The sequence below is a fragment of the Caballeronia humi genome (assembly GCF_001544475.1).
Classification (GTDB): Bacteria; Pseudomonadota; Gammaproteobacteria; order Burkholderiales; family Burkholderiaceae; genus Caballeronia; species Caballeronia humi.
On sequence record NZ_FCNW02000006.1, the window covers coordinates 51,548 to 65,693 of the forward strand.

The following is a 14,146-nucleotide window of genomic DNA, read 5'->3' on the forward strand; positions in this document are numbered from 1 at the left end:
GGACGTGGACGAATACAACATGTTTTGCCTATATGCTCCATTTTGTGTTGCAATTCGAAACCATCAAAAAAACTCTGCCGCGCGCGTGAAAAGCAACGGCCTGTCTACACCGGGGTACAAATGATCGAAAAACTCAATCCTCAGCAATTTAAAGCAATGGACGTAGACATTCCCTCGCTCGTCGAGACTATTTCAGGCGGCAGGGCTGTTCTTTTTGTTGGGTCAGGGTTTGCGAGGAATGCCATCGCGTTGGACGGTACGAAGTTTCCAACTGCAGAGGTGCTGGCCCGTGATATCGGGACACTCGGTGGATTTGACTCGGACAACGATCTCCGTTATGCATCTGAAAAATACCTACGCATGAATTCAGGCGACCAGCTTGTTACGATGCTTTTGGATGCGTTCACTGTGAAAGAGGTACTTCCACATCAAAAAATTATCGCAACCGCTCCTTGGCGACGAATCTACACGACAAACTATGATTTAGTTATAGAGGAGGCTGCAAAAAGTACTGGATTAAGGATCGAGCCTGCTGATTTAAGCGACTCTCCTAAAGATTATCTGGCAAAAAAATCCACCTGCGTTCATTTGAATGGGTCTATTCGCAATCTGCGAGCAGAAGATTTGAATAATCGCTTTAAGCTGACGTCATCATCTTATCTTTCTGCAGAAACTTTCACCAATTCTGCCTGGCATTTCCCATTCAAGCGGGATTTGGAGATGTGCACGGCATTGGTATTTGTCGGGTACTCCTTATATGACATCGAGATTCAAAAAATACTTTATGAAAATCCCGATTTTGCACAAAAGACATTTTTCGTAACATCACCGACCGTTTCCGAACGGGAGCGTTTCACTCTCGCCCCCTTTGGAAATTGCCTCACAATTGGTGCAGAGAGCTTTGCCGAGCACATAACCCTCCTTCTGCCGAAGTCATTAACTGAGCGCAGCGCAGACGTATTGACTAGCTTCAAAAAGTATGAACTTTGCGAAGATAAAAAAGCGCCTAGGGACGCTGACGCTGAACGCTTCTTGATGATCGGAGACGTCGGTGACGCATTGTTGGAGACAAGCCTTCTCGTTGGGGAAGGTGCACCTCTAGCGGTTCGTCGGACAGATGTGAATATTGCAGCAGACGCGGCAACAAAAGGATTCCATATAGCTGTTATATCTGACTTCGGTAATGGAAAATCCGTTTTCTTGCGCTGCCTAACAATTTTGATGGCGCAGAAGGGCAACGATATTTACATCGTGGATAATCCTGATGACTACAACAGGGAAGATCTCGAGATCCTAGCGAAATCGGGCAAGCGCGCGCTCTTGGTAATTGACAGCTACGATCAGCATGCGGATTTTTTTCAGCATTTTTCTGACTTATCGCCCGCAAACGTCTCGTTGCTGATCGCAGCTCGCACCACTAAACATGAGCGAATGCAAGATACTTTAAACAGATTAAAGATTAACGTGCGGGAGTTCGTCATCGACGAGCTTGATAATAAAGAGGTAGAAAAATTTGTTGATATAGTTGATAACGTTGGGTTATGGGCGGATCTTGTAACGCTCGGCGCGGACAGCAAAGCAAATTTGATAAAGATAAAGCACCGTGGTCAATTTCAGCAGACGTTACTAACCATTTTGCAAGCGCCTCAGATGGTAACGCGAGTTGCTGAAATCGTTAAATCCATATTCACCAAGAACACTTACAAGGACACCGTTTTTGCAATTAGTGTTCTTGGTGCATTAGATTTTCCTCTCAAGCCCAGCCTTATTTCAGAGGTGGCTGGCAATGACGAGATTTACACCTCCGCATTGCGAAACAATGAAGATTTCAAAAGTCTCGCCAGAATTGAACACGGCTCGGTCTTTGCAAGGTCAAGCGTATTTTGCTTGTCACTAATTCGAAATCATTTCGTTTCAACATACATAGTTGATCAGCTACTAGCTATTGCCAAGAGGATGGATGAACATGGAGCGAGTAATCCGCAAAGCGAGGTTTTAAAAGCCTTACTTCGATTTTCTGGGGTTGAGCGTCTTTTCCCGGAGCGTCAAAGAATTAATAACCTTGTTAGGTATTATGAGGAAGTTAAGAGGCGTGTTACTTGGCTTAAACAGGATCCTCACTACTGGCTTCAATTTGGAATGGCTTTGCTTGCACATGACGAATATTCAAAAAGCCAGCGAATGCTAACCCAAGCATATGAGTGGGCAGAAAAAAAGAATAATTACCATACTATGCACATTGATATGCAACAAAGCCGTTTGTACATGAAGATGTCGGCTAAAGAGATTGACGCAACTCAAAGCTTCAATTGCTTTAAAAAAGGGGTCGAGTTCTTGAGAAGGGTTCCTGATGATGTCACAAAATTTAAGTACCTTGACAATGTAGCCCCGATTTTCTCGGCAAGATTCGAAAATTTCAGCCATGGCCAGAAAATAGAATTCGTCAAATCCTGCGAAAAATTCGCCCGAGAAATGGACGCTTTTATTGCTCGTGACGGCGGTTCCTCCGGTGCTGAGCGGAGATTATCCGACGCTAGGGCTAAGCTTGAAAACATAATAAGCGGTGGCTTGAAAAAGATCGAAACTATGGCTTGAAGCATGAAACGCGAACCTTGTTTCACGTGTCCGGTTCTCCCGAGTGAGCGACACGGCGGCCCGTGAATCCGAACGAGGCGGTGAGTCTTCCCAAGAATGCATGGCTTCCTCTAGCGTGAGATTCGCGGCGCTCCTCCATCGCTCCAAGGCTTTTCGCGACGCGCAAACGACAAAGCCCCTTCCAGTGCTGGTTGGGGCTCCAAGTATTGTGACGGCGCGCACGGCCTAACAGATGATGCAAGTAGGGACCAAGGTCGCGGGACGGACGGACCCCGTTATCGTCCGTGCCGGTTCGTAACAGTCATTCGCGGTCTACCGTGACCCTTCAGGAGGACGCAATATCCGACAGCGGCATAGAGCCTCAAAGCGCGGCACCATCGGAAAAGTTAGCCGAGAATTTCCGTCAGTTTCCGTACGGCCAGATGAGGAGGGTTGCGAGAATCGCTGAGATCCTTGTGAGAATTGGTGCGCCCGGCTGGGATCGAACCAGCAACCCCTGCCTTCGGAGGGCAGTACTCTATCCATTGAGCTACGGGCGCATTTGAAGCGAAGGCACCGCCAAACCAGCGTGAAACAAGCCTGGAGCAGCGCCGATGCGAGTCCGAGAGGATACCTGTTTTCGCTCGATCCGTCCATCGGACGGGGCTGGACAGCCCTTTCCGACGCCCTCGAACAACCCGTCGCGATGCGGGTAAACGCGCCTCACCCGCACTGGGCGGCGCGCGCCGTCCGTTAAGCGTTCCGTCTATAATCGTCCGTGCTGTACGGAAGTTGCCGTTGCTGTCACGCTGTCGCTGAACGACTCACACATAAAACGGGAGACGAGACAAGCATGAGTGAAGCACCCCACGGAGCCCTGATCAAAACGCCCGGCCAGCTCATCGCAGCGGTCATCGCCGGGTTTGCCGTTCCCATCGTCATCATCATTCTGCTCGCGGTGTACGTGAACAACACGCCACGCACCGGCGCGGGCACCGACATGTTCTCCGATGCCTCCGTCGCGGCGCGCATCGCGCCCGTCGCGCAGGTCGATATCCGCGATGCCAACGCGCCGCGCGTATTCAAGACGGGCGAGCAGGTCTACAAGGCCGTCTGCTCGACCTGCCACGCGGCGGGCACGGCAGGCGCCCCGAAATTCGGCGATGCCGGGAGCTGGGCGCCGCGCGTCGCTGAAGGCTACGACACGCTGCTGCACAACGCGCTGAACGGCAAGGGCGCGATGCCGGCGCGCGGCGGCACGAGCCCCGACGATTACAGCGACTTCGAAATCGGCCGGGCGATCGTCTATATGGCGAACGGCAGCGGCGGCAAGCTGGAAGAGCCGAAGCAACCGGCGCCGGGAGCGGCGGCTACGGCGGCGGCTCCTGCAGCGCCCGCTTCAGGTGCGCAGGGCGATTCGCAAGCCGCGGCCGCCGTCGCCGCACTGGCTTCCGTACCGCAGACGGCCGCGGCACCGGCGGCCGGCGCGCAGAGCGCGGATGCTTCGCAGGCGGGCAAGGCGCTCTACACGCAGGTGTGTCAGGCATGCCACGCGGCGGGCGTGCTGAACGCGCCGAAGTTCGGCGACAAGGCCGCCTGGGCCGAACGCCTGAAGGAACCGATGGACACCGTCTATGGCTACGCGCTTAAAGGCAAGGGCGCGATGCCGCCGAAGGGCGGATCGAATGCATCCGACGCCGATGTGAAAGCCGCAGTCGACTATATGGTCAGCGCGGCGAAGTAATCGGATCGACGGCCAATGCAAAGGCCCTGCGAATGGCAGCATTCGCAGGGCCTTTTTGAATAAGACAGCTTCACCCCTTCTGCAACATCGCCTTCAACATCGCCATCCGGTCTTTCGGCGTCATCGGCGCTTCCTCTTCCGTCGGCGGCGGCGCATCGTCGAGCAGCATCTCCGGGATGAACCGCGACGGTTCGCACACCACCGTCTCCCGCGCGCGCTTCCTTTTCTTGCACCAGTTCAGGTGCAAGCTGCGCTGCGCCCGCGTGATCGCGACATACATTAGCCGCCGCTCCTCCTCGATCCGCCCCTCGTCGACGGGGCCATCGTCCGAGCCGCCCCGATGCGGCATGATCCCTTCCTCGACCCCCACCAGAAACACGTGCGGATATTCGAGCCCCTTCGACGCATGCACCGTCGAGAGCCGCACCGCGTCGGGGTCTTCGTCCTTGCCTTCGAGCATCGACATCAACGCGACCGTCTGGATCAGCCCCAGCAGGTTCTTGCCCTCGTCGCCGAAACCGTCGGCGTTGTCGTAGCCAGTCTGCTCGGCGTCGTCCGCCCGCTCCGGCTTCGTGCCCTTCCTTTTCAGCCACTCGCAGAACTCCAGCACGTTCTGCCACTTCGACTGTGCTTGCCGCTCGTCGTGGGCATCGTAGAGATACGCCTCGTAGTGGATCGCTTCCATCATGTCGTCGAGGACGGTCGTCGCCGGGTCGCGCGCGGCGCGGTCGGAAAGGCGCTGCATCCAGTCGCAGAATGTGCGCAGCGGCTCGACCTGCCGCGCCGACAGCCGCGCCTCGATGCCGCCCATGAACACCGCCTCGAACAGCGACACCTTCGCCGCGCCCGCAAACGATCCGAGCGCTTCGAGCGTCGTGTTGCCGACACCACGGCGCGGCGTCGTGATCGCGCGGATAAACGCGGGATCGTCGTCGGGATTCGCGATCAGACGCAGGTACGCGATGATGTCCTTGATCTCGGCTTTGTCGAAGAACGACTGGCCGCCCGAGAGCACGTACGGAATCCGCTCGCGCCGCAGCACCTGCTCGAAGATGCGCGCCTGAAAATTCCCGCGATACAGGATGGCGTAGTCGCGGAACGCCGCGCGCCGCTCGAACTTATGCGCCGAGAGACGGAACACGACCGATTCCGCCTCGTGCTCCTCGTCGTTGCAGCCGGTGACGCTTATCGTGTCGCCCATGCCGTGCTCGGACCAGAGTTTCTTCTCGAAGAGCTTCGGATTGTTCGCGATCACGTTGTTCGCGGCGGTCAGAATGCGCACCGTCGAGCGGTAGTTCTGCTCCAGCTTCACGACGTGCAGCTTCGGGAAATCGTTGCCGAGCTGCGCGAGATTTTCCAGCGTGGCGCCGCGCCAGCCGTAGATGGCCTGATCGTCGTCGCCGACCGCCGTGAACGCCGCGCGCGGACCGGCCAGCAGCTTCAGCAATTCGTACTGGCAGGCGTTGGTATCCTGATATTCGTCGATGAGCAGATAGCGCAAGCGGTTCTGCCATTTGTCGCGCACCTGCTCGTTCTCCGCGAAAAGCTGCGCGGGGCGCAGGATCAGATCGTCGAAATCGAGCGCCTGATACGCGTGCAGCGTCGCGGCGTAGCTGCGGTAGACGATCGCCGCCTGATGCCCGTCCTCGCTCGCCGCCAGCACCGCCGCCTGATCCGGCGACACCATCGCGTTCTTCCACAGCGAAATAATCGACTGGATCTTGCGGATCAGGCCCTTGTCGGTGGTGCCGAGCTGTTCCTGCACCATGCCGAAGCAATCGTCGGAATCCATGATCGAGAACTGCGGCTTCAGGCCGACGTGCGCCGCTTCCTGCCGCATGATCTGCACGCCGAGCGAGTGAAAGGTGCAGATCGTCAACTGATTGACGGGCACCTTGCGGCCTTCCTTGCCGGGCGTCGTGAGCGTCTTGCCGTCGAGGAGCTTCGCCGTGCGTTCGCGCATCTCTAGCGCGGCCTTGTTCGTAAAGGTAAGCGCGGCGATGTGCTTTGGCTCGAAACCCTTGCGTTCGATCAAATGCGCGATCTTCTGCGTGATCACGCGCGTCTTGCCGCTGCCCGCCCCGGCGAGGACGAGACAGGGACCATCGAGATAGCGCACCGCTTCGTTTTGCGCGGCGTTGAGACCTGCGGACATCGTGTGTGGACTTTGAGAGGCGTTGGGCGGAAGGCAACGGCGGCCGCCGGATGGACAGCGAAACTGGCGTTTCAAAAGCGCGCTCAATTTCGAGAAGCGCGATGTTAACACGGATAAATCGGGCGCTTGATGGGGCTCGATCGGGCTTCGGAGGACTGCGGTTGCGTGTCCCATTGATTCTTTTTTGCGTGTCGTGGCCCGCGAAATGCCCCGTGGTAGGGCGCGCCAATCTCCGCTCTTTCAAGAAAGATAAGGTCACTGTTTCTCCGACGCGCGCTGTGCCTCGGCCCGCGTGTGCGCCGGTAAAAACTGCAGTCGTCCACGCGCGCCGTGCCACAATATTGAGATCGCTAAAACGAAGGATGCCCGCATGAGTTCACTACTGAAAGTTGGCGTGATGGGCTACGGCCTCGCCGGTGCGACGTTTCACGCGCCTGTCATCGAGCACTGCGGCCGCGCGACGGTCGCCGCCATCGCGACGAGCCAGACCGAGCGCGCGCAAGCAGATTTCCCGAAAGCCACGATCGTCCCCGATTTCGACGCGCTGCTCGCGCTCGGCGACATCGAATGCGTTGTGATCGCGACGCCCAACGATACGCACTTCGACCTCGCGCGCCGCGCGCTGGAGGCCGGCAAGCATGTAGTCGTCGACAAGCCGGTGACACTCTCCGCGCGCGATGCCCGCACGCTCGCCGATCTCGCCGCCTCGCGCGGCCTGCTTTTCGCGCCGTTCCACAACCGTCGCTGGGACGGCGATTTCATGACACTGCGCGGGCTGATCGAAAGCGGGCGGCTCGGGCGGGTGACGCATTTCGAGTCACATTTCGACCGTTTTCGTCCGAAGGTGCCGCAGCGCTGGCGCGAGGAGAGCGCGCGCGGAGGCGGCCTGCTGTTCGATCTCGGGCCACATCTGATCGATCAGGCGCTCGTGCTGTTCGGCGCGCCGAAGACGGTTTTCGCGACGGTGCGCCAGCACCGCGACCACGCGCACGCGCCGGATTACGTGCATCTGCTGCTTGGTTACGGCGACAAGGAAGTCGTGCTCCACGCGACGGCGCTCGCTGCATTGGAACCCCCGCGCTTTTCAGTGCACGGCACGCGCGGCAGCTACGTGAAAACCGGCCTCGACACGCAAGAGGATCAACTAAAGGCTGGTCTGCGTCCGGGCGATGCCGCCTTCGGCAAGAATCCGCCGGGCCTCCTGCGCGAAGTCGACGGCGATCACGACCTGCGGCACGAATTCGCCACGCGCGACGGCGCCTACACTGATTACTACCGGTCGCTCGCGGCATCGATCGTCGATAAAAAGCCGTTCCCGGTATCTGCGCAGGACGCCGTCGACGTGATGACGATCATCGAGCTCGCGATGCAAAGCGACGCCGAAGGGCGGCGCGTGGACTTCGCGCGGATCGGGTGAGCGGTGTCACTCAGCCGACTCCCAAATTGGTTTGACAACGCCAATTCGGTCGCGTAAATTCGGCCGCACGCGTCGGGAGAGCGCGTGGCCGCTGGTTTTCGCGTGCCGCGCCGCCGAAGGGGCACACCCACAAACTCTCAGGCAAAAGGACCGGCCGCGTCGAAGAAATTGCTCGTTATGAGCCATTTCTTCGCACTCTGGAGAGCGGCACGGCCTCGACTTCGTGAACAAGTCGGCCAGTGCCCACCGAAGGGGCGCGCGACGGATCGTTTCAACGACGGTCCGCGCAATCTCTCAGGTACCGAGGACAGAGGGGTCATGCTTCGATCCGCCACGCGGTTTGAGCTTTGCATGCTGCATCGGCGCACGTCGCCGCAGCCTGAAAAGCCGAAACCACGGGCGCAGTCGCCGCATGGCCTTTTTTGTTTTTGCGAACCGAGGCCCCCATGACCGAACTTCAACACACACCTTTGCACGCCGCCCACCTCGCGCTCAACGCCCGCATGGTGGACTTCGGCGGCTGGGACATGCCCGTCAATTACGGTTCGCAGATCGACGAACACAAGGCCGTGCGCACCGACGCCGGCATGTTCGATGTGTCGCACATGCGCGTCGTCGATTTCAACGGCGACGCCGCGCGCAACTTCTTCAAGCTCGCCATCGCGAACAACGTCGACAAGCTCACCACGCCCGGCAAGGCGCTCTACTCGTGCCTGCTCAACAGCAAGGGCGGCGTGATCGACGACCTCATCGTCTATTACTTCGCTGACGACCACTTTCGCGTCGTCGTGAACGCGGGCACCGCCGAGAAGGACATTGCGTGGTTCGGTCAGTTGAATGCCGAAGCCGAATTCGGCCTCACGATCACGCCCCGCCGCGATCTGGCGATCGTGGCCGTACAGGGCCCGAACGCGCGCGAGAAAGTCTGGCAAGTGCTGCCGGAAACCCGCGCCGCCACCGAATCCATCAAGCCTTTCAACGCCGTGCAGTTCCCGTCGACGCCGTTCGGCGAAGTCATGCTCGCGCGCACCGGCTACACCGGCGAGGACGGTTTCGAGATCGTCGTGCCGGCCGAGCACGTCGAGGCGTTCTGGAACGCGTTGAAGGACGCCGGCGTGAAGCCCGCCGGCCTGGGCGCGCGCGACACGCTGCGCCTGGAAGCCGGCATGAACCTGTACGGCCAGGACATGGACGAAACGGTCTCTCCGCTCGACGCGGGTCTTGCCTGGACCGTCGACATGAAATCGTCGCGCGACTTCATCGGGCGCACGGCGCTGGAGGCGGACGGCCAGAAGTCGAACTTCGTCGGATTGATCCTGCACAAGGAAAACGGCCGTGCCGGTGGCGTGCTTCGTGCTCACCAGAAAGTCGTCACGCCGGCGGGCGAGGGCGAGATCACGAGCGGCACGTTTTCCCCGTCGATGCAGGAATCGATCGCGTTCGCGCGTGTGCCCGCGAGCGTGAATCCGGGCGACATCGTGCAGGTCGTGATCCGCGACAAGCAACTTCCCGCCAGCGTGGTAAAACTGCCCTTCGTGCGCAACGGCAAGGTGCTCGCGAGCCTTTAACCAGGCGCATCGCACCTCGAACGCACGTCCCGATCCATCGAAGAACCACGCACAGGAGCATCCAATGAGCATCCCGGCCGAACTGAAATACACCGAATCGCACGAATGGGTCCGCACCGAGGCCGACGGCACGCTCGCCATCGGCATCACCGATCACGCGCAGGAAGCACTTGGCGACATCGTGTTCGTCGAACTGCCGGCAGCGGGCAAGACCGTCGCGGCGGGCGATGCGATCGCGGTCATCGAATCGGTGAAGGCTGCGTCCGACATTTATGCACCGGTGGCGGGCGAAATCGTCGCGGCCAACGACGGCCTGACGGGCGCGCCCGACCAGATCAACGGCGCGCCGTACGAAAGCTGGCTCTTCAAGATCAAGCCCGCCGCCGACGCCAGTACCGACAAGCTGCTCGACGCCGCCGCCTACGGCAACTCGATCGGCGAATAACTCTTTAATCGACGGTGCGGTTTCCATGGCGGAAGCCGCCGAAACCGCACCCGCAGGAATTCACATGAAGCTCGAACACCCGGATCGTCTGATGAACCGCTCATCCCTGTCACTCGCCGCGCTCGAATGCCACGATGCATTCGCCGAGCGGCACATCGGCCCCGATTCAGCCGACCAGCGCGCGATGCTCGACGCGCTCGGCTTCGCCACGCGTGCGGCGTTTATCGACGCGGTGATCCCGGAATCGATCCGTCGCCATGAGACGCTGCCGCTCGGCGCGTTCACACAGCCGAAGAGCGAGGCGGAAGCGCTCGCGTCGCTCAGGAAGCTGGCGGACCAGAACCTGGTGTTCCGGACCTACATCGGTCAGGGCTATTACGGCACGCACACGCCGGCCGTGATCCTGCGCAACGTTCTGGAGAACCCGGCGTGGTACACGGCCTATACGCCGTATCAGCCGGAAATTTCGCAAGGACGCCTCGAAGCGCTGCTGAACTTCCAGCAGATGATCATCGACTTGACCGGCCTCGCGATCTCGAACGCGTCGCTGCTCGACGAAGCCACCGCCGCCGCCGAAGCGATGACGCTCCTGCAACGCGTCGGCAAACCGAAGTCGAACGTGTTCTACGTTGCCGACGACGTGCTGCCGCAAACCATCGAAGTCGTCCGCACGCGCGCGAAGCCGGTTGGCGTCGAGGTGAAGGTCGGGCCTGCCGCCGATGCCGCCACGTCGAACGCGTTCGGCGTGCTGCTGCAATATCCGGGCGCGAACGGCGATGTGCGCGACTACCGCGCGCTTACCGACGCGATCCACGCGGCGGGCGGCCACGTGGTCGTCGCCGCCGATCTGCTCGCGCTTACGCTCCTCACGCCGCCGGGAGAATGGGGCGCGGACGTTGCGATCGGCAACACTCAGCGCTTCGGCGTGCCGGTCGGCTTCGGCGGGCCGCACGCGGCCTACATGGCCGTGCGCGACGAATTCAAGCGCCAAATGCCGGGGCGCCTCGTCGGCGTGACCGTCGATGCGCAAGGCAAGTCTGCGCTGCGTCTCGCGCTGCAAACGCGCGAACAGCACATCCGCCGCGAGAAGGCGACGTCGAACGTGTGCACGGCGCAGGCTCTGCTCGCGATCATGGCCAGCATGTACGCGGTCTACCACGGCCCGCACGGCCTGAAGACCATCGCGCTGCGCGTGAACCGCGTCGCGTCGATCTTCGCTGCGGGCGTGCAAAAGCTCGGCTACGCACTCGCGAACGACACGTTCTTCGACACCGTCACGATCGAAAGCGGCCCGAACACGACGGCGCTGCATCAGGCGGCGTCGGGCTTGCACATCAACCTGCGTCACATCGATGCAAACCGCGTCGGCGTTTCGGTGGATGAAACGACCACGCGCGACGACCTCACGAAGCTCTTCGCGCTGTTCGCGGAAGTCGCGGGCAAGACGGAGACCTTCGACATCGACGCCCTCGATGGCGCGCTCGCCGAATCGCTGCCGGCCGAATTGCATCGCAAGAGCGAGTTCCTGACGCACCCGGTCTTCAACCGCCATCATTCCGAGCACGAAATGCTGCGCTACCTGCGCAGCCTCGCCGACAAGGACCTCGCACTCGACCGCACGATGATCCCGCTCGGCTCCTGCACGATGAAGCTCAACGCTACGTCTGAAATGCTGCCGGTCACGTGGCCCGAGTTCGCGCAGATCCATCCGTTCGCGCCCGCCGAGCAGACCGTCGGCTACCGGACGATGATCGACCAGCTCGAACAGATGCTCGTCGCGTGCACGGGTTACGCTGCCGTTTCGCTCCAGCCGAATGCCGGTTCGCAGGGCGAGTACGCGGGCTTGCTGATCATCCATGCGTATCACGCGTCGCGCGGCGAAGGGCATCGCAACGTCTGCCTGATTCCGGCATCCGCGCACGGCACGAATCCGGCGTCCGCTCAGATGGCGGGCATGCAGGTGGTCGTGGTCGCGTGCGATGCGAACGGCAACGTCGATATCGACGACCTGAAGGCGAAGGCCGAAAAGCATTCGACGAATCTCGCGGCGATCATGATCACGTATCCGTCGACGCACGGCGTGTTCGAGCGCAACGTCCGCGAAATCTGCGAGATCGTGCACGGCCACGGCGGCCAGGTGTATGTCGACGGCGCGAACATGAACGCGATGGTCGGCCTCACCGCGCCCGGCCAGTTCGGCGGCGACGTCTCGCACCTGAACCTGCACAAGACGTTCTGCATTCCGCACGGCGGCGGCGGACCGGGTGTCGGTCCGGTCGCGGTCGGCGCGCATCTTGCGAAGTTCCTGCCGAATCAGCATTCGACCGGCTATCAGCGCGACGAGAACGGCATCGGCGCGGTATCGGCGGCGCCCTACGGCTCGGCCGCGATCCTGCCGATCTCGTGGATGTACATCGCGATGATGGGCGCGAAGGGCCTCACCGCCGCGACCGAGACGGCGATTCTCGCGGCGAACTACGTCGCGAAGCGCCTCGCGCCGCACTACCCGGTGCTGTACAGCGGCGCGGGCGGCCTGGTCGCGCACGAATGCATTCTCGACGTGCGCCAGATCAAGGAATCGAGCGGCATTTCGGTGGAAGACGTTGCCAAGCGGCTGATCGACTTCGGCTTCCATGCCCCGACGATGAGCTTCCCGGTGCCCGGCACGCTGATGGTCGAGCCGACGGAATCGGAATCGAAGGAAGAGCTCGACCGCTTCATCGACGCGATGATCGGGATTCGCGAGGAAATCCGCGCGGTGGAAGAAGGCCGCGCCGATCGCGAGGACAATCCGCTGAAGCACGCGCCGCATACGGCGGCCGTCGTGACCGCCGATGAATGGACGCACAAGTACTCGCGCGAGGAAGCGGCGTATCCGCTGAAGTCGCTGGTCGAGCGCAAGTACTGGCCGCCGGTCGGCCGCGCGGACAACGCCTACGGCGACCGCAACCTGATGTGCTCGTGCGTGCCGGTATCGGAATACAACGATTGAGCCTGTTCACGGAAGCCGCCCGGACCGACCGGGCGGTTTTGCTCCACACGGCCAAACCCGGCTAACATCTCTCCCCGAACCAAAGCCAATCAAGGAGTTCGCATGGCGCTCAAGGTGCGAGAGGGGAATGAAGCGGGCCGTCGACGGGGAATGCAGGCGATTCAGGCGACGTTCGCCTTGCTGGCCGCGAGCGCGATCGGAAGCACGGCCGCGCACGCCGCGATGAATTTTTGCGCCGCGCCCGCGATGCAGTCGAGCGAGCGCACGAACGCCGATCCGGGCGTGAAGGCGCTGGTTGCGATGGTGCAGTCGCACGTCAACGATCAGCCGAAGGCGCGCGCGAAGCTGCACACCGAAGGTACGCTGCCGCACGAAGGCATCTACGACGAAAGCGTCGAAGCGGAGAAGGACTTGGGCCTCATGCGCGATGCGGCGCTCGCGTGGCGCGCAACGGGCGACGAGCGTTATTTGCGGCTCGTCGACCGCTTCATGCTCGCGTGGGTCACGACGTATCAGCCGAGCTTCAATCCGATCGACGAAACGAATTTCGAGTCGCTGATCCTCGCCTACGATCTCACCGCGAGCGCGCTGCCCGTGCGCACGCGCAACCCGGCGAACGCGTTTATCACGAAGATGGTGACGGGCTACATCGCCGATATCGACGAGCAGAAACGGCCGCTCACGGGCACTTATCGCAACAACTGGCAGAGCCATCGGATCAAGCTCATTTCGATGGGCGCGTTCACCATCGACGACCGCAAGCTGATCAACGCGGCGCAGCGTCTGTTCGTCGAGCATGTCGGCGACAACATCGCGCCGGACGGCTCGACCGTCGATTTCGCCGAACGCGACGCGCTGCGCTACGTCACCTACGATCTCCAGCCGCTCGTGACGGCGGCGCTCGCCGCGCGCCGACACAACCGCAACTGGATCGCCGAGCGCGCACCGACAAGCGCGACGCTCGCGAGCGCGCTCAACTGGCTCACGCCTTACGCGCTCGGCACGCGGACGCACGATGAATTCGTGCACTCGTCCGTTCCCTTCGATGCCAAGCGGCGCGAAGCCGGTCTGCCCGGTTTTTCGGGCCAGTGGGACCCGAAAAACTCGGCTGAATTGTTTCATCTGGCGGCGCGTCTCGACGGCCGCTACGCGCCGGTCGCGTTGCGACTCGCCCCGACGCCGCCCGCGTGGCTGGCGGTCTGCCTGCCGCTCGCGGCGCGCGCATCCAATCCGTAATTTGTAATCGAAGCA

General features: G+C 60.9%; 8 protein-coding genes, 1 tRNA gene and 2 riboswitches. Of the genes, 7 read left to right on the top strand and 2 right to left on the bottom strand.

Annotated elements, in window-relative coordinates; genetic code table 11:
• Positions 1–120: 120 nt before the first annotated feature.
• Entirely contained in the window at positions 121–2,595 is a 2,475-nt protein-coding gene (locus tag AWB65_RS09070; protein WP_159907584.1) for an SIR2 family protein, read from the top strand.
• Positions 2,596–3,058: 463 nt separating this feature from the next.
• Here the strand turns inward: AWB65_RS09070 and AWB65_RS09075 are convergent.
• A tRNA-Arg gene (locus AWB65_RS09075) sits at positions 3,059–3,134 on the bottom strand.
• 293 nt (positions 3,135–3,427) lie between these two features.
• Here AWB65_RS09075 and AWB65_RS09080 point away from each other — a divergent pair.
• Complete coding sequence (locus tag AWB65_RS09080; RefSeq protein ID WP_087666853.1) at positions 3,428–4,318, top strand: c-type cytochrome; 891 nt, start codon at positions 3,428–3,430, stop codon at positions 4,316–4,318.
• A 70-nt stretch (positions 4,319–4,388) separates the two neighbouring features.
• Here AWB65_RS09080 and AWB65_RS09085 read toward each other — a convergent pair whose 3' ends face one another.
• The gene (locus AWB65_RS09085) at positions 4,389–6,473 is read right to left on the bottom strand and encodes a UvrD-helicase domain-containing protein (protein ID WP_087666854.1); all 2,085 of its coding nucleotides are present in this window, start codon (positions 6,471–6,473) and stop codon (positions 4,389–4,391) included.
• Between the two features lie 370 nt (positions 6,474–6,843).
• Between AWB65_RS09085 and AWB65_RS09090 the strand changes: the two genes are divergently transcribed.
• The 5 genes from AWB65_RS09090 (at position 6,844) to AWB65_RS09110 (ending at position 14,131) form a co-directional block, all read left to right on the top strand.
• Positions 6,844–7,890 carry an oxidoreductase gene (locus AWB65_RS09090; RefSeq protein ID WP_087666855.1) on the top strand — a complete coding sequence of 349 codons (1,047 nt, stop codon included), beginning with the start codon at positions 6,844–6,846 and terminating at the stop codon, positions 7,888–7,890.
• A gap of 63 nt (positions 7,891–7,953) precedes the next feature.
• Positions 7,954–8,054: riboswitch (glycine riboswitch) on the top strand.
• A gap of 23 nt (positions 8,055–8,077) precedes the next feature.
• A riboswitch (glycine riboswitch) is annotated at positions 8,078–8,211 on the top strand.
• Between the two features lie 125 nt (positions 8,212–8,336).
• Positions 8,337–9,458 (top strand): glycine cleavage system aminomethyltransferase GcvT, encoded by a 1,122-nt coding sequence (gcvT, locus tag AWB65_RS09095; protein WP_087666856.1) that lies wholly within the window; start codon positions 8,337–8,339, stop codon positions 9,456–9,458.
• A 64-nt stretch (positions 9,459–9,522) separates the two neighbouring features.
• On the top strand, positions 9,523–9,903 hold the full coding sequence (gcvH, locus tag AWB65_RS09100) for a glycine cleavage system protein GcvH (protein WP_087658043.1): 381 nt from the start codon (positions 9,523–9,525) through the stop codon (positions 9,901–9,903).
• A 64-nt stretch (positions 9,904–9,967) separates the two neighbouring features.
• Positions 9,968–12,895 (top strand): aminomethyl-transferring glycine dehydrogenase, encoded by a 2,928-nt coding sequence (gene gcvP, locus AWB65_RS09105; RefSeq protein WP_087666857.1) that lies wholly within the window; start codon positions 9,968–9,970, stop codon positions 12,893–12,895.
• A 150-nt stretch (positions 12,896–13,045) separates the two neighbouring features.
• Positions 13,046–14,131 carry an alginate lyase family protein gene (locus AWB65_RS09110; RefSeq protein ID WP_087666982.1) on the top strand — a complete coding sequence of 362 codons (1,086 nt, stop codon included), beginning with the start codon at positions 13,046–13,048 and terminating at the stop codon, positions 14,129–14,131.
• Positions 14,132–14,146 lie beyond the last annotated feature (15 nt).